Genomic DNA, 23,250 nt, shown 5'->3' on the forward strand with positions numbered 1-23,250 from the left:
GGAGCGACCCATGAATGAGGCAGTTCGAAATCCCGGCGAACCGATCATCGAGATCGAGAACCTGTCGATCTCCTTCTTCACCCGCAAGGGCGAGATCCCTGCCGTCATGGATTTTTCCTGCACGGTGATGCCGGGCGAAGCGATGGGCATCGTCGGCGAATCTGGCTGCGGCAAGTCGACCGTGTCGCTCGGCATCATGCGCGACCTCTCCAACATCGGTAAGATCGTCGGCGGCAAGATCAAGTTCCAGGGCAAGGATATGGGCGAGCTCTCCGACGAGGAACTGCGCGCCATCCGCGGCAACAAGATTGCCATGATCTACCAGGAGCCGATGGCCAGCCTCAATCCGGCGATGAAGGTCGGCCAGCAATTGATGGAAGTGCCGCTGATCCACGACAAGGTGTCGAAGGAAGAGGCCTATTCAAGGGCGCTCGACATGGTGCGCGCGGTGAAGCTGCCCGATCCCGAGCGCATGATGCGCTCCTATCCACACCAGCTTTCCGGCGGCCAGCAGCAGCGCATCGTCATCGCCATGGCGCTCTTGTCAAAGCCGGCGCTGCTTCTGCTCGACGAGCCGACGACGGCGCTCGACGTGACGGTGGAAGCGGGCATCGTCGAACTGGTCAAGGGCCTGGGCGAAAAGTTCGGCACGTCGATGATCTTCGTGTCGCACAATCTTGGCCTCATCCTCGAGACCTGCGACCGGATCACGGTGATGTATTCGGGCGAGGCCGTCGAGACAGGCAAGATCAAGGACGTTTTCGACCGGATGCGTCATCCCTATACGCAAGGGCTGTTCCGTTCGATCCCGCTGCCCGGCGCCGACAAGAATTCGCGGCCGCTGATTTCCATTCCCGGCCAATTGCCGCTGCCGCATGAGCGGCCCAAGGGCTGCAATTTCGGTCCGCGCTGCCACCATTTCGTTGAGGGCGTCTGCAACGCCGCCGAAATCCCGATGATCGAAGTCGCCGGTCACGAAGGGCATTTCTCGCGCTGCGTGCGCTTCAACGAGATCGACTGGGAAGCACTGCCGCCCGGCGCCAAGAAGGTCAATGAAAAGGTCGTGCCAGGTGCACCGGTGCTCAAGATCGAGGACCTCAGGAAATACTACAAGGTCGGCGGCAGCGAAGTCTTCGGCTCGAGCGAAGGCCGCGTCGTCAAGGCCAATGAGACGATCTCGTTCATGGCGCGCGAATCCGAGACCGTCGCCATTGTCGGCGAGTCCGGCTGCGGAAAGTCGACGCTGGCCAAGGTGCTGCTCGGGCTGGAGACGGCAAGCTCGGGCACGGTGACGCTCGGCAACAAGCAGATCCAGTCGACCAGCATCGAGAAACGCAGCGTCGAAACGGTGTCGTCGATCCAGATGGTGTTCCAGAACCCGTTCGACACGCTCAACCCCAGCCACTCCGTCGGCTCGCAGATCATCCGCACGCTGGAGAAATTCAATGTCGGCAAGACGGTCGCCGACCGGCGCAAGCGCATGCTGGAACTGCTCGACCTGGTGAAGCTGCCGCGCGCCTTCGAGACGCGCAAGCCGCGCCAGCTCTCGGGTGGCCAGAAGCAGCGCATCGGCGTGGCCCGCGCCTTTGCCGGCGATGCCAAGGTGGTGGTGGCCGACGAGCCGGTCTCGGCCCTCGACGTCTCCGTGCAGGCGGCGGTGACCGAACTCTTGATGGACATCCAGCGCAAGAACAAGACGACGATGCTGTTCATCAGCCACGATCTGTCTGTCGTGCGCTACATCGCCGACCGCGTCGTCGTCATGTATCTCGGCTATATCGTCGAGCAAGGCACGACCGACCAGATCTTCGCGCCGCCCTACCACCCCTATACCGAGGCGCTGCTGTCGGCGATCCCGATCGCCGACACCAGCGTGGTCAAGAAGCACATCGTGCTGGAAGGCGACATCCCGTCGGCGATGAACCCGCCGAGCGGCTGCCCGTTCCAGACACGCTGCGGCTACAAGAAGCTGGTGCCGGACAATTTGTGCGAAACCAAGGTGCCGCCGGTGAAACATCTCGGCGACGGCCATATGAGCCTGTGCTGGCTGTCGGACGATGTGCTGGCGACGATGGAGCCGGTGATCAAGTTCGACAAGGAGCACGCGGCGCATGAAGGCGTGCCGGAAGACGCTCCCCATATCGCTGGGCCGGGTTCGACAGGAACAGCGCCCAAACGGCCGCGTGGCAAATCGTCGACCGCGGCAGCGGACGAGATCGGCGATGCCGTGGAGCAGGGCCAGGCTGGGATGCGAGTCCGTCGCCTCAAAGTCGTCGACGAGACTTCCGAGACCGGTATCAAGAAGCCGAAAGATACGACAAGGCGGCACTAAACCGAGAACGGTGCTAGTTTTCGCATTGCCGGAGCTGCGCGTTCAGTTGCTGCACTGCTGCAGCTGGACGGCGTAGTCGCGGGCCATCTTTTCGGTCGCCCGCGCATAGCCCTGCACGCCGGCATCGCCGCGGTTGCCGCGGCCATAGGCGGTCCAGCCGAGATAGTAGGCGAGGTAGAGATTGTAGGTGTCGTTGCGGGCGACGCCGAAGGTGTCGGCTGTTTTTGAGTGATACCAGCCGACGAAATCGACGGCATCGGCGAACTTTGTCCGCCGCGCCCCCCAACTGCCGGTTTCGCTCTGGTATTGCGACCAGGTGCCGTCGAGCGCCTGCGAGAAACCGGTGGCCGAGGAGACGTGCTTCCACGGAATGAAGCCGAGCAATTTGGTGCGCGGCGGCCGGGCGTTGGCCTTGAAGCCGGACTCCTTGCGCACCGTCGCCATCAGCACGGGGACGGGGATACTGTATTTCTGCGAGGCGCGTTCGGCCGCCGCCTGCCAGTTGTCGAACCAGCCGTCATTCTGGTCGAAGACGGCACAGACATTGTTGATATGGTTGGGCGGCGTCGCGCAGGCCGACAACGCCAGCAGCACACCAACCGCTACAATTTTACTAAAACTCGACCTACGCATGGGAAGACGAATAGGCCGAAATCATAAAGGGAATCTTGCGGCGTTTCTTAACGGCTTGCCGGGCGGGCTTCGCCGGTGAGAGCCGGTATCATTATTCCGACTTTTGGCGTCGCCTTTGTCCTCATCGGAATTCAGAAATGCCGCCTTGGCTAAAATCACGCCCGCGAAGGGCGGATTTCTGACAGCCGCAGCCGGATACCGGCGTTCTGATGCCGGTATGAATGAACCAAGACGCAAGCGCGGCGCCGAGCGCACCAGCAACAGGGGGCCGTCGGCCATCCCGCAACTGCCGCTCAGGCGCGTGACCAATCCCTATCCGCCGATGGCAATGCTGTCGGCCGACCAGATCGAGGCGATCCATCAGGCCTCGATGCACATTCTGGAAAATTTCGGCATCGAGGTGATGAGCCCCCGGGCGCTGTCACTGTTCGAGAAGGCGGGCGCCACGGTCGATCATGCGACGGCGAATGTCCGCATCGACAGGGGGCTCGTTGCCGAGGCGCTGAAGACCACGCAGTCCAGCTATCGGCTGACGCCGCGCAATCCGGCCAACACCATCCATCTCGGCGGCAACACGATCAATTTCACCCTCGTCGCCGGGCCGCCCAACGTGCATGACATGGAGCGCGGCCGACGCGCCGGCAATTTGCGCGACTATGCCGATCTGACCCGGCTGGCGCAGCATTTCAATTGTATCCACATGCTCGGCAACCAGGTCTGTGCGCCGGTGGAGCTGCCGGCCAATTCAAGGCATATGGACACCTATTTCACCAATCTGACGCTGACCGACAAATCGTTCCATGTCTCGGCGATCGGCCGCGGCCGGGCGCTGGACGGCATCGAGATGATGGCGATCGCGCGCGGGCTGACGCTGGACCAGATGCGCGACGACCCCGGCATCGCCACCATCATCTCGGTCAACTCGCCGCGCCGCTTCGATGAGATGATGGCCGAAGGGCTGATGACCATGGCCGAGTTCGGCCAATCGGTGGCGGTGACGCCGTTCACACTGATGGGCGCGATGAGCCCGGTGACGCTCGCCGGCGCATTGGCGCAGCAGAACGCCGAGGCGCTGTTCGGCGTGGTGCTGACGCAGCTGGTGCGGCCCGGCGCGCCGGTGATGTACGGCGCCTTCACCTCCAATGTAGACATGAAGTCGGGCGCGCCGGCCTTCGGCACACCGGAAAACACCAAGGCCAACATCGCCTCGGGTCAATTGGCGCGGCGCTACAATCTGCCCTACCGCACGACGCCGGGTTCGGCCTCCAACGCCGCCGATGCGCAAGGCGCCTATGAGACGCTGATGGCGCTGTGGGGCGCGGTGCTCGGCCACGGCAATCTCGTGTACCACGCCGCCGGCTGGCAGGAGGGCGGGCTGACGGCGTCGTTCGAAAAGCTCATCATCGATGTCGAGATGATCCAGCACATGATGGAGTTTCTGCGTCCGATCGTCGTCGACGAGGCGGAGCTGGCGGTCGAGGCGCTTGGCGCGGTGCCGACGGGTGGCCATTTCTTCGGCGAGCCGCATACACTGGAGCGCTATGCCACCGCCTTCTACCAGCCAATGTTGTCCAACTGGCAGAATTACGAGGCGTGGCAGGAGGCCGGCGGTCTCGACACGACGGCGCGCGCGACGCGGCTGTGGAAGAAGGCGCTGGAAGACTATGCCGAGCCGGCGATGGATCCCGCCGTGCGCGAGGCTCTGGAGGCGTATGTGGCCAAGCGCAAGGAAGCGATCGGGTCGGGTGAGCCGTGATAGGTCTGCGCGCGTCCACCCCCCTCTGTCCTGCCGGACATCTCCCCCTCAAGGGGGGAGATTGGCTGCTACGTCTTCCTTCGCTAATCACTAACGATGAAAAGAAAGCGGCGGTGCGGACGCTGCTGATCTCCCCCCTTGAGGGGGAGATGGCCGGCAGGCCAGAGGGGGGTGCCTCGCGCTGCCTCTCTGATTCACTTTATGCTTCCAACTCCCTGATATCAGAGAAAAATCCATGAAATCGCATGCAAAGGTGGTGGTTATTGGCGGTGGCGTCGTGGGCTGTTCGGTGCTGTTCCATCTGGCGCGCCATGGCTGGACCGATGTCGTGCTGCTGGAGCGCGACGAGCTGACCTCCGGCTCGACCTGGCATGCGGCCGGCGGCATGCACACGATCAATGGCGACCCCAACGTCGCCAAGCTGCAGAAATACACGATCTCGCTTTACAAGGAGATCGAGGAGCTGTCGGGGCAGGCGACCGGCGTGCATCTGACCGGTGGCGTGCTCCTGGCGGCGACCGAAGCGCGGCTCGACTGGCTGCGCGGCGTCGTCGCCAAGGGGCGCTATCTCGGCATCGACCTTGAAGAAATCTCGGCCAACGAGGCGGCCGAACTCATGCCGCTCCTCGACCCCAAGCAATTTGTCGGCGCCGTCCGCAACAAGGAAGACGGCCATCTCGATCCGTCAGGGGTGACGCATGCCTATGCCAAGGCCGCGCGCAAGCTGGGCGCCGAGGTCGAGCGCTTCACCAAGGTCGAGGACATTGTGCGCAGGCCCGACGGGCTGTGGCGCGTCATCACCAACAAGGGCGAGGTCGTGGCCGAGCATGTCGTCAATGCCGGTGGCCTGTGGGCGCGCGAGGTCGGCCGCATGGTCGGGCTGGAATTGCCGGTGCTGGCCATGGAGCACATGTACCTGATCACCGAGGACATGCCGGAGGTCGCTGCGTGGAACGCCAAGACCGGCACCGAAATCATCCATGCGGTCGATTTCGACGGCGAGCTGTACCTGCGCCAGGAGCGCGGCGGCATGCTGATGGGCACCTATGAGAAGGCCAACAAAGTGTGGTCCGAATTCTCCACACCGTGGAACTTCGGCCATGAATTGCTGGAGCCGGACATTGACCGCATCGCGCCGTCACTGGAGGTAGGGTTCCGGCATTTCCCGGCCTTCGAGAGGACCGGCATCAAGCAGATCATCAACGGGCCTTTCACCTTCGCGCCGGACGGCAACCCGCTGGTCGGGCCGGTGCGTGGCCTGCCGGGCTTCTGGGTCGCCTGCGGCGTCATGGCGGGCTTTTCGCAAGGCGGCGGCGTTGGTCTGGCGCTGTCCAACTGGATGATCGAGGGCGATCCCGGCGCCGACATCTGGGCCATGGATGTCGCCCGCTATGGCGACTGGGCGACGATGGCCTACACCAACGCCAAGGTGCGCGAGAACTATTCGCGCCGCTTCTCGATCCGCTTTCCCAATGAGGAACTGCCTGCCGGGCGGCAGCTGAAGACGACGCCGATCTACGATTTGTTGGCGGCCAAGGGCGCGCAATGGGGCGTTTCCTACGGGCTGGAAGTGCCGCTCTGGTATGCGCCGGAGGGCGTCAAGGACGAGTTTTCGTGGCGCCGGTCCAGCGACTTCACCCATGTCGCGAAGGAAGTCGCGACGGTTCGTGAAGGCGTCGGCCTGGCGGAGATTTCGAACTTCGCCAAATACAAGGTGACGGGCGAGGGGGCTGCCACCTGGCTCGATCGCATCTTCGCCTGCAAGCTGCCGAAGCCCGGCCGCATGACGCTGGCGCCGATGCTGAAGGAGGACGGCAAACTGATCGGCGACTTTACGCTGGCCAACATAGGTGGTGGCGAATGGTTCATCGCCGGGTCCGGCATTGCCGAGCAGTATCATATGCGCTGGTTCGAGGCGCATTTGCCGGAAGACGGTTCGGTGCGCATCGAGGCGCTCGGGCAAAAACTCACCGGCATGGCGATCGCCGGACCGAAGGCGCGGGAGGTGTTGGAAAAGGTCACCCGCGCCGATGTCGCCAATGCTGCGTTTCCGTTCATGGCAGTCGCCAAGATAGACATCGGCATGGCGCCGTGCCTGGTCGGTCGCGTCAGCTACACCGGCGATCTCGGCTACGAGATCTGGGTGGCGCCGGAATATCAGCGCGCTGCCTTCCAGGCGCTGATGGCGGCGGGCGCGGAGTTCGGCATCGGCCTGTTCGGCTCGCGTGCGCTCAATGCGCTGCGGCTGGAGAAGAATTACGGCTCGTGGGCGCGTGAGTACCGGCCGATCTATGGGCCGCTGGAAGCCGGGCTCGACCGTTTCGTCGCCTATGGCAAGGATGCCGATTTCATCGGCAAGGCCGGCGCTCTCGCCGAGCGCAAGCAGGGCGGCAAGCTCAGGCTGCGCACCTTCATCCTCGACGCTGTCGATGCCGATGTCATCGGCGACGAGCCGATCTGGTTCGGCGGCGCGGTGCGCGGCTGGGTGACGTCAGGGGGCTACGCGCATCATCCGAAAAAATCCGTCGCCCTCGGCTATGTGCCGAAGGAGATCGCCGACGAGAGCGACGGCTTCGAGATCGAACTGTTGGGCAAACGCCATGCCGCGCGCATGCAGGCGGCGCCGCTGTTCGACGCCAATTTCGAACGGATGCGGGGGTGATGGCTCACCCCCTGTCTCGCCTTAAGCGGGTCAGCCGTTGCGGCGGTTGTCGAGCGCGAAAGCGCCGGCGCCGGCAAACACCAGATAGAGGAAGATGAAGCAGAAGGAGATGGCGGCGTCGCCATTGTTGTTGATCGGAAAGAAGTCGCGCGGGTAGTGCGCCATGAAATAGGCGATGGCCATCTCGCCGGCCAGCAGGAAGGCGACGGGGCGCGTGAGCAGACCGAGCGCCAGCAAGATACCGCCGGCGAATTCGAGAATGCCCGCCGTCAGCGTCAGGCCGGTCAAGGCGTGCGGCTCACCGCTGCTCACCGGGAAATTGAACAGTTTCTGCGAGCCATGCTCGATGAACTGCAGGGCCGTCATGATGCGCAGGATGCCGAGGGCCTGCGGCTGAAATCTGGCGAGACCGTCAAAAAGCTTCATCTAAAACTCCATTTTTCTACCCCTTCGGTTCGGCCATAAATTATCACCCGGCATCGGACCATTCACTTCCCGTGGCCTGCCATCAACAATCGGTGATTGAAATTGTTTCCAGTCTGAACTTCGATTTTTGTTCTCGTTATGGTTGCATTTGTATCGCTATGGTTGTATATCTGCGCGTAGACACTCCAAACCAAATGGGTTCTCCCGGTCATGAAAAAAGTCGTCCTCACCCTGTTCGCAATCCTTGCAGGCACCAGCTTCGCCATGGCCGCAGACGGCGGTTGTGATGCCTTCAAATGGCCGGTGGCGCGCGAGCAGGCGCTGTTTCCGGCAGCGCCGACCGCACAGTCCGGCGCTACGCTCGCGGCTGGCGAGGCCGCGGATCTGGCGCTCGAGCCGGTCGACGCGGTCAGCTTCACCGTGCCGCCGGAACGTGCGCCGGCAGCCGGAACGTTTGGCGCGATGGCGACCGTGACTGTCCCACCGGAAGGCGAGCTCCAGATCAGCCTGTCAGGCGAAGCCTGGATCGACGTGATCCAAGACGGCCATGCCACGAAGTCGGCAGCGTTCAGCGGTGTGAAGACCTGTCCCGGCATTCGCAAGAGTGTGCGCTTCAAGCTGACGCCGGGTGCAGCCACCATCCAGCTCAGTGGCGCCAAGGACGAGAGCATCAAGGTCGCGGTGCTGGCGCCGGAATGATGCGCGCTTCCTCATCGCGCCGGCGGTGCGATGAGGGCGGTTACGAGTTGCGCCTCTGGCCGGATCAGCGTCCCGGAGCGATCAATGCGAAATAGGCGCCTTGCGGATCGGTGAACTGGGCGATCCATTGGCCGGTCGGCACCGGCATCGGACCCATGACGATCTTGCCGCCATTGTCGGTGACGCGTTTGGCGGCGGCGTCGATGGCATCGACATTGAAATAGAACAGCCACACCGGCACCGGCAGCTGCTGCGGCTTGTTCATGATGCCGCCGCCGGATTCAGGGCCGGCCCCGAAGGTCTGGTAGATGCCCATCTCGCCAATGTCCATGCTACCGGCATCGGTCCAGCCGAACTGGCTTGAATAGAAATCGAAGGCCGCCTGCCGGTCGGCTGCATAGAGCTCGTGCCAGCCGACATGGCCGGGCGTGGTGGCGGGAAGGACGGGCTGGTCGGGCCCATTGGGCTGCAGGAACATGAAGGTGGCGCCCTGCGGGTCGGCGACGACGGAAAAGCGGCCAACGCCGGGAATGTCGTCGGGTTCGCGGTGCACCGCTCCGCCGGCAGCCTTCAGCGCCCTGGTCGAGGCATCCGTATCTTTGGTGTGGATATAGCCGAGCCAGGCCGGCTTCATGCCCATCTTGGCGGCGTCCTCGGGCAAGGTCATCAGCCCGCCGACGCCACGCTCGGCGGAGTTCACCACGATGTAGCGTGGCATGCCGGGCGCCTTGTCGAAGGGCTCGGCCTTCCAGCCGACGACGGTGGTGTAGAACGCTTCCGCCGCGTCGAGGTCGTTGGTCATCAGCTCGTACCAGAAGAACGGCATTGGGGTTTTCGGCATTTTTTCGGTCTCCTCACCTTCATGCATCGATCGTTGTCCGATCCATCAAAGGACGATTTCAGCGACACGAATCCGACAGCGAGCCTGGGAAAATTCAACGGCTGCGTTGACACATCGTTCCGCACTTCGTTGCGCTCTGCGGCTTGCACGCGTGGCCGTTTTCGACTTTCCTTGGGAGAACGAGGGGTAGTCGTTTCATGCGCCTTATGTCGCTCACGCCTGAGCTTGTGTCACTGTGCCATCGGCAGGAGGTCGATCCCGGCCCCGACGGCAGCTGGACTCAGCTAACCGACGAGGACTTCCGCACGCTTGCCGCACAGCTGGCTGACGAAGCGGATGCAGGGCCATTATGGGTGTTCGCCTATGGCTCGCTGATCTGGAAGCCGGCCTTCGAGTCCGTCGAGCAGCTGCGCGCCACCGCGTTCGGCTGGCATCGTTCGTTCTGTCTCGACATGGTGCGCTGGCGCGGGACCGCGGCACAGCCGGGGCTGATGATGGCGCTCGAACGCGGCGGGCGATGCGACGGCGTCATCTACCGTCTGCCTGACGGCGACAAGGCAGAGCAGATCGAAAGACTGTTGCGGCGCGAGATCGACGACCACGAGAGTGTCAGCTCGGTCCGGTGGGTTCCGGTGCGCACGGCGCAAGGGGTAGTGCGGGCGCTCGGCTTCTGGGTCGGGGTGACGGGCAGGGGAACGTCGCTTGGGCAGCCGCTGGACCGGGTGGCGCGGGTGCTGGCCCGGGCGTGCGGCCATGTCGGCTCGGGTGCGGAATATCTCTACAACACCGTCAGCCACCTCGAGGAATTCGGCATACGCGACCGCAATCTGTGGCGGCTGCAGCAACTGGTCGCCGACGAGATCCGGTCGATCCATGGCAGTGCCTCCGCGGCCTGCTCCTAGACGGCGCCTTAACCGGTGTCATCACCAACGCGTAGTGCTCAGCGAGTGGTCAGATCCAAGCAGCTGTGGCTTCCTGAGCAATCACCTCAACTGTGCATTCGAGACTGAGCAACATAAAATGCGAGCAGTCGTTTGCGGGGCCGAGTATCGATCGCAACCAGTGCGAGTTCTCCACTTGGAGGATGGGCCACCTGTAGGAAGCCTGGCTGCCAGATCCAATCAATGGGATCGAGGTGCCAGCGCGGATTTTAGTCAGCCCCAGCATGTCATCATGAGCTGCGAGGGCTAGTACTCCTTGAAAGTCTATCTTGAGGGTTCTGTTGGAGGGGCCCACGAAAAAGTCGCCTTCAACGGTCAGTTCAAAGGAATTGTCGGATCGCAGACGCCAAACCTGACAGGCAGCCTGAGGTAAATCCTCCACAGGCTCCCAGCGCTGCACCGTCTCCTGATCGTCGGTCATCGCCATCTCCATTCGAGTGAAAGCCGCGGGTTGTGCTCAAGCGCCTATCATCCCGCGCGGGCTTCGACCAGCTTGTCGCGACTTGGGGCTATGTCGAGCGGGTCTTCTTTGAGGCGCAACGGATTGACCATAACATGAGTAAAAAAATCATGTTATTATCGAGCCTTTTCAGCGGCTTGCGGCGAAAATTGACCAATTGATAAAAAAATAAAACGTGCTAGCCTTCCCCAAAACGAAAACATGGGGAACTGACGATGCCAGAAGGCCAGTTCAAGGACGGTATCGCCGGCGGACGGCTTGCCGCCGACCAGTATGCCGAGAATTTTTCCGACCTGCATCCACCGCTCGATCATCATGAGGCGCTGGTCGAATCCGACCGCTGTTATTTCTGCTACGACGCGCCGTGCATGAATGCGTGCCCGACCTCGATCGACATTCCGCTGTTCATCCGCCAGATCTCGACCGGCAACCCGATCGGCTCCGCCAAGACGATTTTCGACCAGAACATTCTGGGTGGCATGTGCGCCCGCGTCTGCCCGACCGAAACGCTGTGCGAAGAGGTCTGCGTGCGCGAGGTGGCGGAAGGCAAGCCGGTGCAGATCGGCCGCCTGCAGCGCTACGCGACCGACGTCGCCATGGCCGAGCAAAAACAGTTTTATCCGCGTGCGGAATCGACCGGCAAGTCTGTCGCCGTGGTCGGCGCCGGTCCTGCGGGTCTTGCCGCCGCGCACCGACTCGCCCGCCATGGCCATGACGTCACCATTCTGGAAGCTCGCCCGAAGGCCGGCGGCCTCAACGAGTACGGCATCGCCGCCTACAAGAGCATCGACAATTTCGCCCAGGCCGAGGTCGACTATGTCACGGCGATCGGCGGCATCGACATCCAGAACGGCAAGGCGCTCGGCCGCGACTACCAGCTGTCGGACCTGACCCGGAACTACGATGCCGTCTTCCTCGGCATGGGGCTTGGCGGCGTCAATGCGCTGCGCGCCGATGGCGAGGATGCCGACGGCGTCACCAATGCGGTCGAGTTCATCGCCGAACTGCGCCAGGCCAGCGATCTCGCAAGCCTGCCGGTCGGCCGGCGCGTCGTCGTCATCGGCGGCGGCATGACGGCAATCGACGCCGCCGTGCAGTCGAAGCTGCTCGGCGCCGAGGAGGTGACGATCTGCTACCGGCGCGGCCAGGAGCACATGAACGCTTCCGAATTCGAGCAGGATCTGGCCGCCGCCAACGGCGTTACCATCCGCCACTGGCTGCAGCCGAAGCGCGTCATTGCCGAAGGTGGCAAAGTGTCGGGCATCGAGCTCGAATACACTGCCATGAACGGCGACAAGCTTGCCGGCACCGGCGAGCGGCTGACGCTCGTCGCCGACCAGGTGTTCAAGGCGATCGGCCAGAGTTTTGTGCCGGCCGCCCTCAACGGCAGCGGTGCTGCGATCGAACTCGAAGCCGGCCGCATCAAGGTCGATGCCGAAGGGCGCACGTCGCTCGCCAATGTCTGGGCCGGCGGCGACTGCATCTTTGGCGGCGACGACCTGACCGTCTCGGCCGTGGCGCAAGGGCGCGATGCGGCTGAGAGCATCAACAGGAGTCTGACGCAGGGATAGAGATCATGGCCTCGGTGGAATCGGGCATCGCCCGTCACTACGACGTATCGGGTCTTGAGCAGCACATTCTTGCGGTGCTCGCCGATACCGGTGTGGACATTGCCCATCTGCGCGCCGGCGATCTCGAAGCGGTCGACGAATTCCACATTGGCGGTATCGCCGCCACCAGGGAACTCATCGGCCAGATAGGTTTGAAGCCGGGAGCCAGGCTGCTCGACATTGGCTCCGGCGTGGGTGGCCCAGCCCGCTTTGCCGCCAACAATGCCGGCGCGGATGTCACCGGCATCGATCTGACGCAAAGCTATGTCGACATCGCGACCAGCCTGTCGAAGCGGGTGGGAATGGCCGACAAAGTCCGGTTCGTGCAGGGCAGCGCGCTGGACATGCCGTTCGGCGACAGAAGCTTTGATACGGCCATGATCCTGCATGTCGGCATGAATCTTCCCGACAAGAAAAAGCTGATGAGCGAGGCGGCGCGCGTGCTCAAGCCGGGCGGCGTCTTTGCCGTCTACGATGTGATGCGGCTGAAGTCCGGCGCTCTGACCTATCCGCTGCCATGGGCATCGGATGAAAGCATGTCCTTCGTCGCCACGCCCGACGACTATCGCTCGGCTGCCGCGGCTGCAGGGTTCTCTGTAGCCGCCGAGCGGCCGCGCGGCGCCTTCGCCATCGAATTCTTCGCCACGATACGGGCGCGCATGGCTGCGGCGCAGGCGGAAGGCAAAAAACCGCCGCCCGGCGTCAATCTTATCATGGGCGAGAACGCCCGCACCAAGATCGCCAATCTCACCGCCGCGCTTGAAGGCGGCATTCTCGCACCCGTCGAACTGCTTCTTCGTCTCGGCTGAAAGGGACCTGTCATGGCAGACATCCGCAACAGATTCGTCGGCATCAAATCGCCCAATCCGTTCTGGCTGGCTTCGGCGCCGACGACCCGCTTGATCAACCGGGCATTGCGATGATCGCGCCGATCCTCGCTGCCGTTATCGGCACCGCGGCAATGCCTGCGGCTTCTGCGGACTATTGGCTCTACGCGGAGTGGTGTGATGAGAAGGGCGAGGAGCGGATGTATGTCGAAGCGACCGGCGTCGGTTTCAACGAGCACACAATGTGCCAATGGACATCCGGGCCGCCAGCCGGCGATCAGGTTGCAACGAAGATCTCATGCGCGAACGTCTATCTCAACGGCGAGGAGACGGTGCGCATGGACGAGAAAATGGTCGGACTGGACGCGCGCAAAGGCGATCCGGACAAGATCACGGTAACGGTCGAAGGCGAACCGTCGACGGTTTTTCTTCGATGTGAGGAATGATCGGGGTACGATAGGCAACGCTGGGTAAGCCCGCCGCGGCCAGAGGAGAAAGATCCATGGCAGACATCAGAAACAATTTCGTCGGCATCAAATCGCCCAATCCGTTCTGGCTGGCCTCGGCGCCGCCGACCGACAAGGCCTACAACGTCATCCGCGCCTTCAAGGCGGGCTGGGGCGGCGTGGTCTGGAAGACGCTTGGCGAAGAAGGCCCGCCGGTGGTCAACGTCAACGGCCCGCGCTACGGCGCGATCTGGGGTGCGGACCGGCGCCTGCTCGGCCTCAACAATATCGAGCTGATCACCGACCGCGATTTGCAGGTCAATCTGCGCGAGATCAAGCAGGTCAAGAAGGACTGGCCTGACCGCGCCATCGTCGTCTCGCTGATGGTGCCGTGCGTCGAGGAAAGCTGGAAGGCGATCCTGCCGGTCGTCGAGGAGACCGAAGCCGACGGCATCGAGCTCAATTTCGGCTGCCCGCACGGCATGTCGGAGCGCGGCATGGGCGCGGCTGTCGGCCAGGTGCCGGAATACATCGAAATGGTGGTGCGCTGGTGCAAGGCCAACACCCGCATGCCTGTCATCACCAAGCTGACGCCCAACATCACCGATGTGCGCAAGCCCGCGCGTGCTGCCCTTGCCGGCGGCACCGACGCGGTGTCGCTGATCAACACCATCAACTCGATCACGGGCGTCGATCTCGATAGCTTCGCGCCGCAGCCGACCATCGACGGCAAGGGTTCGCATGGCGGCTATTGCGGCCCGGCGGTGAAGCCGATCGCCATGAACATGGTGGCCGAGATCGCGCGCGATCCCGAAACGCACGGCCTGCCGATCTCCGGCATTGGCGGCATCACCACCTGGCGCGACGCGGCCGAATTCATGGCGCTCGGCGCCGGCAATGTGCAGGTGTGCACGGCGGCGATGACCTACGGCTTCAAGATCGTGCAGGAGATGATCGCCGGTCTCGAAAACTGGATGGACGAGAAGGGCCACGCCTCGCTCGATGATATCATCGGCCGCGCCACGCCCAACGTCACCGACTGGCAGTATCTCAACCTCAATTACATCGCCAAGGCGCATATCGACCAGGACGCCTGCATCAAATGCGGCCGCTGCCACATCGCTTGCGAGGACACTTCGCATCAGGCGATCACCAGCATGGTCGACGGCAAGAGGCATTTTGAGGTGATCGAAGCCGAATGCGTCGGCTGCAATCTGTGCGTCAATGTCTGCCCGGTCGAGAACTGCATCACCATGGAGCCGCTGGCCGCGGGCGTCATGGACCAACGCACCGGCAAGCCGGTCTCGCCGGTCTACGCCAACTGGACGACGCATCCCAACAACCCGATGGCCAAGGTGGCCGCGGAGTAGGAACGGACCTACGGAAAAAAGCGGCGCCTTCGGGCGCCGTTTTTCATTTTCCTATTGCAGATAAAATTTATCCACGATAAAAGATATCCATGAATAGGAGAACAGCACCATGAAGCTGGGCGAGGGCGTTGAAGCGGCCATTCATTGCGCGGCGACGCTCGCCAGTGTGGAGGGCAACAGCACCATGCCGGGCGCTGCCTTGGCAGAATCCTTCGGCCTGTCGCCGAGCTATCTCTTGAAGCATCTCAACATGCTGACGGCGGAGCGCATCCTGGAATCGGTGCCGGGGCCGGCGGGCGGCTACCGGCTGGCGCGGCCGGCCGAGCGCATCACGCTGCTCGACATCGTGCTGGCGATCGAAGGGCGGGAGCCGGCGTTTCGTTGCGGCGAGATCCGCCGCAACGGGCCGGTCAAGCTCGATGCGTCCGCCTATGTCAAACTCTGCGGCATCAATGCTGCGATGCTGAAGGCGGAGCGCGCCTATCGCGCAGCTCTCGCGGATATCAGGTTGTCCGACATCGTGGCGACTTACCAGGCAGAAGGCGATCCGAGATCGATCGCCGCCAGCTGTGCCTTTGTGGCGCGCCATCAGCGGCCACAGAAGCCCGCTTCGACCAAACAGATTTAACCCGCCAGACAGAAAGGAAAGACGATGAAACAGAGACTGCAATTCTTCGCCAAGGCGCCGGAAATCATGAAGGCGGTGTCGGCGCTCAACAAGGCGGTCGACGAATGCGGGCTTGAAGTGGGCCTGCTGCACCTGATCAAGCTCAGGGCATCGCAGATCAATGGCTGCTCCTACTGCGTCGAGATGCACAGCCGCGAGGCGCGGCGCGACGGCGAGACCGAGACACGGCTTTATCTGGTTTCGGCCTGGAAGGAATCGCCGCTGTTTTCCGAACGCGAGCGCGCGGCGTTTGCTTGGACCGAGGCGACGACCCTGATCGCCAACGATGGCGTGTCGGACGAACTCTATGCCAGCACGCTCGCGCATTTCTCGGAAGAGGAATTGGTCAAGCTGTCGGTCGCGATCGGCATGATCAACACCTGGAACCGGCTCTGCATCCCGTTCCACGCCATTCATCCGATGCCGGCCGCCAAGGCAGCCTGACCGTCCGGTTTATCTATGGAGCGCCGTCGAGAGGGCGGCGCTCCAACTGTTTTTAAGGGGAGAGTTTCATGCCTGTCGATTTGCCTTCTTGCCTGTTGTTTGTCGGCCGCCTTTTGCTCGGCGGCGCCTTCGTCGTCGCCGGCCTGCGCAATGTCCAGAACGAGGCCTTCCTGACCGGGCTGATGACCGCGCGCGGCGTGCCGCAGGCCAAGCTGGCGCTATGGGCCGGCATCGTCCTGCAGACCATTGCCGGTGCTCTGGTGATGGCAGGTCTGTGGACCGCGATCGCCAGCGCGGTGTTGGTGCTGTTCCTCATCGTTGCCACGCCGATGTTCCACAATTTCTGGGACCATCAGGGTCCGGACCGGGCATCCCGCATCAATGGCGTCGTCGGCAATGTCGCGCTGGCCGGTGGCTTTCTGACGCTGATCGCGCAATCGCTTTGAGGCAGCGGATTTCGCGGCTATTGTCATCCGCGAACTAATCGCCCTTTTGCTGTTGTCGCGTATCAACGGTCGGAGCGCTCATGGAGCAGAGCTGGAACGGGTTCTGGGCAAGTGTTTCACAAGTCTTCCACCAGGCACTGTTTCCGCTCCGTGCAGTCGCGGAGGCCCTTGGTCTGCACCTAGGGGATGCACAGATATGGTGCTTCCTGTGTGGCGTCTTCGTCCTGACGCTCGTCGGCATACAAACCTATGGCGACCTGCTGCTCAAGCGACGCGGTGTCGTTGCCACGGGTAAAGTCGTCAGTCTCGAAAAGTCGGATGAGGGCCCTGATACGCCGATCATCGAATTCGCCGACCGGCGCGGCAAGACTTGGCGGTTCACGTCAAGTTTGCCGGTCAACAAAACGACCAAGTCGGTCGGTGCGTCAGTCGAAGTGAAGTACGACCCACTTCGGCCCAAGCGGGCCCGCGAAGTAGGCAGGTCGCTCGCGAAAGCGGCCTATATGACCCTCTGGTGGACGATCGTGGCAGCGCTGATGACGCTGGCATTCTGGCCCGGTCTGATTTCCGACTGACGCAGCTCACGCCGCGTAGCGCAAACCGCCATCGCAGGTCAGGATCTGGCCGGTCATGAAACCGTTGGAGACGAGGAAGGCGATCGCGCCGGCGACGTCTTCGGCGTGGCCGATCCGTCCGACAGGGGTCTTGCCGGCATAGTCGGCAAAGACCGCCTGCCGCTGGTCGTCCGGCAAAAAGTCCCACCACGGCGTATCGATGACGCCGGGCGCGACGACATTGACTCGCAGCGGCTTCAGTTCGACGGCGAGGATCGGCACCACCGTCAGCAGCATCCCGTTGACGGCGGCGATGCCGGCAACGCCGGGCGCGGTCAGCTGTGCCGATACCGCCGAAATGAAGGTCACCGATCCCGATTTGTTGAGCGTCGGCAACGCCGCCTGCAGGCAGGACAGCTGCGGCCGGACTTTCTCGTCGACGCCACCGGCGATGTCGGTGAGGTCAAGGCTCGCGAACGGGCCAAGCCCCTTGCCGCCGCTGGCGGCCAGAACTAGGTGATCGAAGGGTCCGAGGTCATCGAAGAACTGGCCTACTTCGTCTGGCTTCGAAGCATCGAAGGCAGCCTTGCCGGCCGCGCCGCCAAGGCTCTTCCAGGCGCTGTTCAGCTTGTCCTGGTTTCGTCCGGTGATGGTCACCTTCATGTCCGGGCCAAGCAGTTTTTGCGCTGTCGCCAGGCCGATACCGGACGAGCCGCCGATGATGACTGTGTGTTCGATCCTGCTGGTCATGAATGTTGTTCCTTCGATTTTGCGGAGGCCTGGCCGACGAGGTCGAGGCTCAGGGTTCGCAATTGCTGCCGCGCCTTGGTGTCATAGGCCTGCGCATCGGCGCGGGATTCCTTTTGGCCGTCGAAATAGAGGCCGCTGCGGCCCTCGAGATCAGGCGATGTCGCGAGGTTGAGGATGGCGTCGGCGCCGGTCTCGACCGAACTCCATGGCGTCACGCCGGCCTGGCGGACCATGGTGGTGTTCATGTAGCTCGCCGGATGCAGGGCGTTGACGGTGACGCCGCTGCCTTTCAGCTCTGCAGCCAGGTCGATTGTGAACAGGATCTGCGCCAGCTTGCTCTGGCAGTAGGCGCGCACGCCGTCATAGGAACGGGTCAGCATGACATCGCTGAAATCGATCGCCTGCTGGCCGGCCGAGGCGACATTGACGATACGCGCTGGCGTGCTGGCCTTGAGCAGCGGCAGCAGCTCCGACGTCAGCACGAAACCGGCGAGATAGTTGACGGCAAAGCGCAGCTCGTAGCCGTCGGCGCTGAGCTGGCGCTTGGCGCCGGCGGTGCCGATGCCGGCATTGTTGATGAGGATGTCGAGCCGATCGGTTTTTGCGCGCACGGCCTCAGCGAGGCGGCGGACCTCGGCCAGCGAAGCGAGGTCGGCGGCGAGAAAATCGGCTTTGCCGCCGGCGGCTTCGATTTCGGCCGCGGTCGCCTTGCCGCGCGCGGCGTCGCGGCCATGCACCAGCACGCGCGCGCCGGCCGCACCCAGCCTTTGCGCGACGACGCGGCCGACGCCGTCGGTCGAGCCGGTGATGAGGATTGTCTTGTCTTTCACGTCCATGTCGGGAGCCTCCATATTCGCTCTGGACGTCAAGATGGGGCGCTTTGCGCGGCGCAAACAGTTCAAACTTTATCCTGGTATCGATACTGCTATACTGAGCCCTCATGGATGCTTCCGCACCATCACCCGAAGACAGCCGCCGGCGCGAGCTCGGCGCCTTCCTGCGTTCGCGCCGCGAACGGCTTTCGCCGTCGGCCACCGGCATCGCGGCCGGCGCCAGGCGGCGCACGCCCGGTCTGCGCCGCGAAGAGGTGGCGATGATCGCCGGCGTCGGCACGACCTGGTACACCTGGCTGGAACAGGGCAGGGACGTGCGGCCATCCGTTGAGGTGCTGACGGCGCTCTGCGAGGCGCTGCGCCTCGATGCCGCCGAGAAGCGGCATTTGTTCACGCTGGCCGGCCGCCAGCAGCCCGAGCGGCGGCGCATCACCCCCGTCAAGGTCGAAGGTCCCCTGCTGCACATGCTGCAGAGCTTGGTCCTACAGCCGGCCTATATTGTCGGGCCGCGCTGGGATGTGCTGGCCTGGAATGCTGGAGCGGTAGCCATTTTCGGCGATTACGGGCTGCTGGAAGGCGACGCCCGCAACATCCTCCATGGCGTGTTCACCGATCCGCACCGGCGCCATTTGCTGGTCGACTGGGAACAGCTGGCGCGCGCAACTCTTGCCGCGTTTCGCGCCGAGAGCGCGAAATACACCGGCGATCCCGATTTCGAGCGGCTGATCGCGCTGATGATGCGCTCGAGCCCGGAGTTCCGGGAATGGTGGCCACAGCGCGACGTGGTGCATCGCCTCTCCGGCAAGAAGTATCTGCGCCATCCGATCGCCGGCGCCATGGCGTTCGAGCATATGAGCCTGTCGATCGATGACGGCTCGGACATGAAGCTGATCGTCTACACGCCGTTGGCCGAGCAGAACTCGGTTGCAAAGCTGGAAGACCTGCTGAAGGCTCAGCCACAGGAGTTGCGCAGCGCCTGACGCCCAAAGTCAGCCTTTCGGCTTCAGCCCATCAATAAACAGCTGTTCCAGAAACCGCGCCGCATCCTCAAAGCGGCCGTCGCCGCCGCGGTCGGGGCCGAGCACGGCGCGGACCTGGACGTCGAAATCGGCATAGTGCTGGGTCGTTGCCCAGATCGAAAAGATCAGGTGCCAGGGATCGGTGCGGGCAATCTTGCCGGCGCGCATCCAGCCCTTGATGACGTTGGCCTTTTCGTCCACCAGCGTTTTCAGCTCACCTTCCAAAAGCGGCATGATGCGCGGCGCGCCTTGCAGGATCTCGTTGGCGAACAGCCGGCTTTCCCTGGGAAAATCGCGCGCCATTTCAAGCTTGCGCCTGATGTAGCTCCGCAGCTCGGTCAGCGGATCGCCGATATCATCGAGTTCCCTGAGCGGCGCCAGCCAGGTCGCCAGCAGCCGCTCCATCAGCGTCTCGTGGATGTCTTCCTTGCGGCGGAAATAGTAGAGCAGGTTCGGCTTCGACATTCCCGCGGCTTCGGCGATCTGGTCGATGGTCGAACCGCGAAAGCCGTTGGTGGAGAAGACTTCGAGCGCCGCTTCCAGGATCAGTTCGCGCTTTTCCTGCTGGATACGGGTGCGGCGAGGGGCGGAGCCTTCGATGGCGTCGGTCATAAGGCCAAGCCTTGGTCGCGCGGGTCATCTGGACCAATTCTCTGGACCAGTTTTTCCCTGAGCCGTGGAGCGCACTTCGAAGGCCGCATTTCCGCTAGTAATCCCTTGACCGCCGACAGGGCGGTGCTAACGTTTGTCCAATCGGTCAAAATTTGCGTAGCATGAAAACGTCGCAAAGACCAAGTGTTGGAACGACCAAGCGTTAGCGCACCGAAACAGGTTACAAGGGGAAGTCTTGGTCATGTCCAACCGGCTGAAAGTCACGCCGAACGATCTCAGCGCATTCTGGATGCCGTTCACGGCAAACCGGCAATTCAAACAGGCGCCACGCATGTTCGTGTCCGCCAAGGACATGCACTACACCACCAGCGATGGCCGCAAGGTGCTCGACGGCACCGCCGGCCTGTGGTGCGTCAATGCCGGCCATTGCCGTCCCAAGATCACCGAGGCGATCCAGCATCAGGCGGCCGAACTCGACTATGCGCCGGCCTTCCAGATGGGCCACCCCATCGTGTTCGAACTGGCCAACCGCCTGGTCGACATCGCGCCCAAGGGCATGGACCATGTCTTCTTCACCAATTCCGGTTCGGAATCGGTCGACACGGCGCTGAAGATGGCGATCGCCTATCACCGCGTGAAGGGTGAGGGCGCACGCACCCGTCTGATCGGTCGCGAGCGCGGCTATCACGGCGTCAATTTCGGCGGCATCTCGGTCGGCGGCATCGTCTCCAACCGCAAGATGTTCGGCACGCTTCTCGGCGGCGTCGACCATATGCCGCATACGCATCTGCCGGAGAAGAACGCCTTCTCCAAGGGCGTGCCGGAATATGGTGCGGAGCTTGCCAATGAGCTGGAGCGCATCGTCACCTTGCATGACGCCTCGACCATCGCCGCCGTCATCGTCGAGCCGGTCGCCGGCTCCACCGGCGTCATCCTGCCGCCGAAGGGCTATCTGCAGAAGCTGCGCGAAATCTGCACCAAGCACGGCATCCTGTTGATCTTCGACGAGGTCATCACCGGGTTCGGCCGTCTCGGCGCGCCGTTCGCCGCCGACTATTTCGGCGTCACGCCCGACATCATGACCACCGCCAAGGGCGTTTCCAACGGCGTCATCCCGATGGGCGCGGTGTTCGTGAAGAAGGAAATCCACGACGCCTTCATGACCGGCCCCGAGCACATGATCGAGTTCTTCCACGGCTACACCTATTCGGGCAATCCGATCGCCTGCGCAGCTGCCCTAGGCACGCTCGACACCTACAAGGAAGAGGGTCTGCTCACCCGTGGCGAGGAGCTGGCGCCGTACTGGGAAGACGCGCTGCATTCGCTGAAGGGCGAGCCGCATGTCATCGACATCAGGAATATCGGCCTGATCGGCGCGATCGAACTGGCGCCGATCGCCGGCCAGCCGACCAAGCGGGCCTTCTCGGCCTTCGTCAAGGCATTCGAGCGCGGCGCGCTGATCCGCACCACCGGCGACATCATCGCGCTGTCGCCGCCGCTGATCATCACCAAGGGCCAGATCAACGAATTGATCGACCATGTGCGTGAAGTGCTGCGGGCGATAGACTAATCTATCTAGCCAATCGGGCGGTGGCGGGAACCGCCGCCCGTTGGTGACATGAAATGAGAGGACTTTGAATGGCCGCCCCAGGCGAGAATCTGCGAATCAATTCAGACCGTTTGTGGGATTCCATCATGGAGATGGCGAAGATCGGCCCCGGCATTGCCGGCGGCAACAATCGCCAGACCGTGACCGACGAGGACGGAGAGGGACGGCACCTGTTCAAGCGCTGGTGCGAGGCGGCCGGGCTCGAAATGGGCCTCGACGAGATGGGCACCATGTTTGCCCGCAGGGAAGGCGCTGATCCCAGCCTGCCGCCGGTCTATGTCGGCAGCCATCTCGACACACAGCCGACCGGCGGCAAATATGACGGCGTGCTTGGCGTGCTCGGCGGGCTGGAGATCATCCGCTCGCTCAACGATCTCGGTATCACCACCAGGCACCCGATCGTTGTCACCAACTGGACCAATGAGGAAGGCTCACGCTTTGCGCCGGCAATGATGGCCTCCGGCGTGTTCGCCGGCGTTCTGGAGCAGGCGGATGTGTATCAGCACACCGATAAGCAGGGAAAAAAATTCGGCGAGGAGCTGGAGCGTATCGGCTGGAAAGGCACCGAGAAAGTCGGCGACAGAAAGATCCACGCCTTCTTCGAACTGCATATCGAGCAGGGGCCTATTCTGGAAGATGAAGGCATCGACATAGGCGTCGTCACCCACGGCCAGGGGCTGAAATGGCTGCAGGTGACGCTGACCGGCAAGGAGGCGCATACCGGCTCGACCCCGATGCCCAAGCGCCGCAATGCCGGGCTCGGCATGGCCCGCGTCATCGAACTGGTGCACGAAATCGCCATGGACTATCAGCCGGACGCCGTCGGTGCGGTCGGCCACATGGAAGTGTTTCCGAACTCGCGCAACATCATTGCCGGGCGCACCGTCTTCACCATCGACATCCGCTCGCCGGAAAAGGAAGTGCTGGACGCGATGGACGGCCGCATCCGCGAAGGCATCGACACGATCTGCGATGCGCTCGACATCCAGTACAAGATCGAACAGGTCGGCGCGTTCGACCCGGTGACCTTCGATGCCGGTTGCGTCAAGGCGATCCGCGATGCCGCCGATCGGCTCGGCTATACCCACCGCAACATCGTCTCGGGCGCCGGCCACGACGCCTGCTGGATCAACCGTGTTGCGCCGACCGCCATGGTGATGTGCCCCTGCGTTGACGGGTTGTCACACAACGAGGCTGAGGAAATCACCAAGGAATGGGCCGGCGCCGGCGCCGACGTGCTGTTCCATGCGGTGGTGGAGACGGCGGGGATCGTGGCGTGAACTAAAAATCTGAATTCAAACGACGCTCACAAA

At 63.0% G+C, this 23,250-nt stretch carries 23 protein-coding genes; 16 read left to right on the forward strand and 7 right to left on the reverse strand.

From position 1 onward, the window contains the following. The first annotated feature begins 10 nt into the window (after positions 1–10). Positions 11–2,332 (forward strand): dipeptide ABC transporter ATP-binding protein, encoded by a 2,322-nt coding sequence (locus AC1DYJ_RS09590; protein ID WP_477280394.1) that lies wholly within the window; start codon positions 11–13, stop codon positions 2,330–2,332. A gap of 42 nt (positions 2,333–2,374) precedes the next feature. On the opposite strand, the gene AC1DYJ_RS09595 is transcribed toward AC1DYJ_RS09590, so the two are convergent. Next, positions 2,375–2,965, reverse strand: coding sequence for a transglycosylase SLT domain-containing protein (locus AC1DYJ_RS09595; RefSeq protein ID WP_477280395.1), 591 nt, complete (start codon positions 2,963–2,965; stop codon positions 2,375–2,377). Between the two features lie 217 nt (positions 2,966–3,182). Between AC1DYJ_RS09595 and AC1DYJ_RS09600 the strand changes: the two genes are divergently transcribed. Beyond that, positions 3,183–4,721, forward strand: a complete 1,539-nt coding sequence (locus AC1DYJ_RS09600) for a trimethylamine methyltransferase family protein (RefSeq protein WP_477280396.1) — start codon at positions 3,183–3,185, stop codon at positions 4,719–4,721. Between the two features lie 235 nt (positions 4,722–4,956). Further along, a complete protein-coding gene (locus AC1DYJ_RS09605) occupies positions 4,957–7,383 on the forward strand; it encodes a GcvT family protein (RefSeq protein WP_477280397.1) in 2,427 nt (808 codons plus the stop codon). A 30-nt stretch (positions 7,384–7,413) separates the two neighbouring features. Here AC1DYJ_RS09605 and AC1DYJ_RS09610 read toward each other — a convergent pair whose 3' ends face one another. Continuing rightward, positions 7,414–7,809 carry a DoxX family protein gene (locus AC1DYJ_RS09610; protein WP_477280398.1) on the reverse strand — a complete coding sequence of 132 codons (396 nt, stop codon included), beginning with the start codon at positions 7,807–7,809 and terminating at the stop codon, positions 7,414–7,416. Positions 7,810–8,019: 210 nt separating this feature from the next. Between AC1DYJ_RS09610 and AC1DYJ_RS09615 the strand changes: the two genes are divergently transcribed. Further along, on the forward strand, positions 8,020–8,508 hold the full coding sequence (locus AC1DYJ_RS09615; RefSeq protein ID WP_477280399.1) for a hypothetical protein: 489 nt from the start codon (positions 8,020–8,022) through the stop codon (positions 8,506–8,508). Positions 8,509–8,572: 64 nt separating this feature from the next. Here the strand turns inward: AC1DYJ_RS09615 and AC1DYJ_RS09620 are convergent, their stop codons facing one another. Then, the gene (locus tag AC1DYJ_RS09620; protein WP_477280400.1) at positions 8,573–9,349 is read right to left on the reverse strand and encodes a VOC family protein; all 777 of its coding nucleotides are present in this window, start codon (positions 9,347–9,349) and stop codon (positions 8,573–8,575) included. 197 nt (positions 9,350–9,546) lie between these two features. Between AC1DYJ_RS09620 and AC1DYJ_RS09625 the strand changes: the two genes are divergently transcribed. Then, on the forward strand, positions 9,547–10,251 hold the full coding sequence (locus AC1DYJ_RS09625) for a gamma-glutamylcyclotransferase (RefSeq protein ID WP_477280401.1): 705 nt from the start codon (positions 9,547–9,549) through the stop codon (positions 10,249–10,251). 49 nt (positions 10,252–10,300) lie between these two features. Here AC1DYJ_RS09625 and AC1DYJ_RS09630 read toward each other — a convergent pair whose 3' ends face one another. Further along, the gene (locus tag AC1DYJ_RS09630; RefSeq protein WP_477280402.1) at positions 10,301–10,711 is read right to left on the reverse strand and encodes a hypothetical protein; all 411 of its coding nucleotides are present in this window, start codon (positions 10,709–10,711) and stop codon (positions 10,301–10,303) included. Positions 10,712–10,965: 254 nt separating this feature from the next. Here AC1DYJ_RS09630 and AC1DYJ_RS09635 point away from each other — a divergent pair, with 254 nt between their 5' ends. The 8 genes from AC1DYJ_RS09635 to AC1DYJ_RS09670 all read left to right on the forward strand — a co-directional run bounded on the left by AC1DYJ_RS09635 (position 10,966) and on the right by AC1DYJ_RS09670 (position 17,135). Continuing rightward, on the forward strand, positions 10,966–12,321 hold the full coding sequence (locus AC1DYJ_RS09635) for an NAD(P)-dependent oxidoreductase (protein WP_477280403.1): 1,356 nt from the start codon (positions 10,966–10,968) through the stop codon (positions 12,319–12,321). A gap of 5 nt (positions 12,322–12,326) precedes the next feature. Next, positions 12,327–13,169 carry a class I SAM-dependent methyltransferase gene (locus AC1DYJ_RS09640; protein ID WP_477280404.1) on the forward strand — a complete coding sequence of 281 codons (843 nt, stop codon included), beginning with the start codon at positions 12,327–12,329 and terminating at the stop codon, positions 13,167–13,169. A gap of 110 nt (positions 13,170–13,279) precedes the next feature. Beyond that, positions 13,280–13,633 (forward strand): hypothetical protein, encoded by a 354-nt coding sequence (locus tag AC1DYJ_RS09645; protein ID WP_477280405.1) that lies wholly within the window; start codon positions 13,280–13,282, stop codon positions 13,631–13,633. Positions 13,634–13,689: 56 nt separating this feature from the next. After that, positions 13,690–15,003, forward strand: a complete 1,314-nt coding sequence (gene preA / locus AC1DYJ_RS09650) for an NAD-dependent dihydropyrimidine dehydrogenase subunit PreA (protein ID WP_477280406.1) — start codon at positions 13,690–13,692, stop codon at positions 15,001–15,003. Positions 15,004–15,112: 109 nt separating this feature from the next. Continuing rightward, complete coding sequence (locus AC1DYJ_RS09655) at positions 15,113–15,631, forward strand: RrF2 family transcriptional regulator (RefSeq protein WP_477280407.1); 519 nt, start codon at positions 15,113–15,115, stop codon at positions 15,629–15,631. A gap of 24 nt (positions 15,632–15,655) precedes the next feature. Beyond that, positions 15,656–16,114 (forward strand): carboxymuconolactone decarboxylase family protein, encoded by a 459-nt coding sequence (locus AC1DYJ_RS09660; protein ID WP_477280408.1) that lies wholly within the window; start codon positions 15,656–15,658, stop codon positions 16,112–16,114. Positions 16,115–16,182: 68 nt separating this feature from the next. Then, positions 16,183–16,560, forward strand: a complete 378-nt coding sequence (locus AC1DYJ_RS09665; RefSeq protein ID WP_477280409.1) for a DoxX family protein — start codon at positions 16,183–16,185, stop codon at positions 16,558–16,560. A gap of 80 nt (positions 16,561–16,640) precedes the next feature. Continuing rightward, positions 16,641–17,135 (forward strand): DUF3592 domain-containing protein, encoded by a 495-nt coding sequence (locus AC1DYJ_RS09670; RefSeq protein WP_477280410.1) that lies wholly within the window; start codon positions 16,641–16,643, stop codon positions 17,133–17,135. A gap of 6 nt (positions 17,136–17,141) precedes the next feature. On the opposite strand, the gene AC1DYJ_RS09675 is transcribed toward AC1DYJ_RS09670, so the two are convergent. Next, positions 17,142–17,864 carry an SDR family oxidoreductase gene (locus AC1DYJ_RS09675; RefSeq protein WP_477280411.1) on the reverse strand — a complete coding sequence of 241 codons (723 nt, stop codon included), beginning with the start codon at positions 17,862–17,864 and terminating at the stop codon, positions 17,142–17,144. After that, positions 17,861–18,700 carry an SDR family oxidoreductase gene (locus AC1DYJ_RS09680; RefSeq protein ID WP_477280412.1) on the reverse strand — a complete coding sequence of 280 codons (840 nt, stop codon included), beginning with the start codon at positions 18,698–18,700 and terminating at the stop codon, positions 17,861–17,863. Before AC1DYJ_RS09680 ends, AC1DYJ_RS09675 begins: the two co-directional genes overlap by 4 nt. Positions 18,701–18,804: 104 nt before the next feature. Here AC1DYJ_RS09680 and AC1DYJ_RS09685 point away from each other — a divergent pair, with 104 nt between their 5' ends. Then, entirely contained in the window at positions 18,805–19,677 is an 873-nt protein-coding gene (locus tag AC1DYJ_RS09685) for a helix-turn-helix transcriptional regulator (protein WP_477280413.1), read from the forward strand. 9 nt (positions 19,678–19,686) lie between these two features. Here AC1DYJ_RS09685 and AC1DYJ_RS09690 read toward each other — a convergent pair whose 3' ends face one another. Then, positions 19,687–20,328, reverse strand: coding sequence for a TetR family transcriptional regulator C-terminal domain-containing protein (locus AC1DYJ_RS09690; RefSeq protein ID WP_454585241.1), 642 nt, complete (start codon positions 20,326–20,328; stop codon positions 19,687–19,689). Between the two features lie 241 nt (positions 20,329–20,569). Here AC1DYJ_RS09690 and aptA point away from each other — a divergent pair, with 241 nt between their 5' ends. Beyond that, positions 20,570–21,898: an omega-aminotransferase AptA gene (gene aptA / locus AC1DYJ_RS09695; protein WP_477280414.1), complete on the forward strand. Its 1,329-nt coding sequence runs from the start codon at positions 20,570–20,572 to the stop codon at positions 21,896–21,898. A 68-nt stretch (positions 21,899–21,966) separates the two neighbouring features. Then, positions 21,967–23,217: a Zn-dependent hydrolase gene (locus AC1DYJ_RS09700; RefSeq protein WP_477280415.1), complete on the forward strand. Its 1,251-nt coding sequence runs from the start codon at positions 21,967–21,969 to the stop codon at positions 23,215–23,217. The last annotated feature ends 33 nt before the right edge of the window (positions 23,218–23,250 follow it).

This window comes from Mesorhizobium sp. P2_B11 (assembly GCF_056404855.1).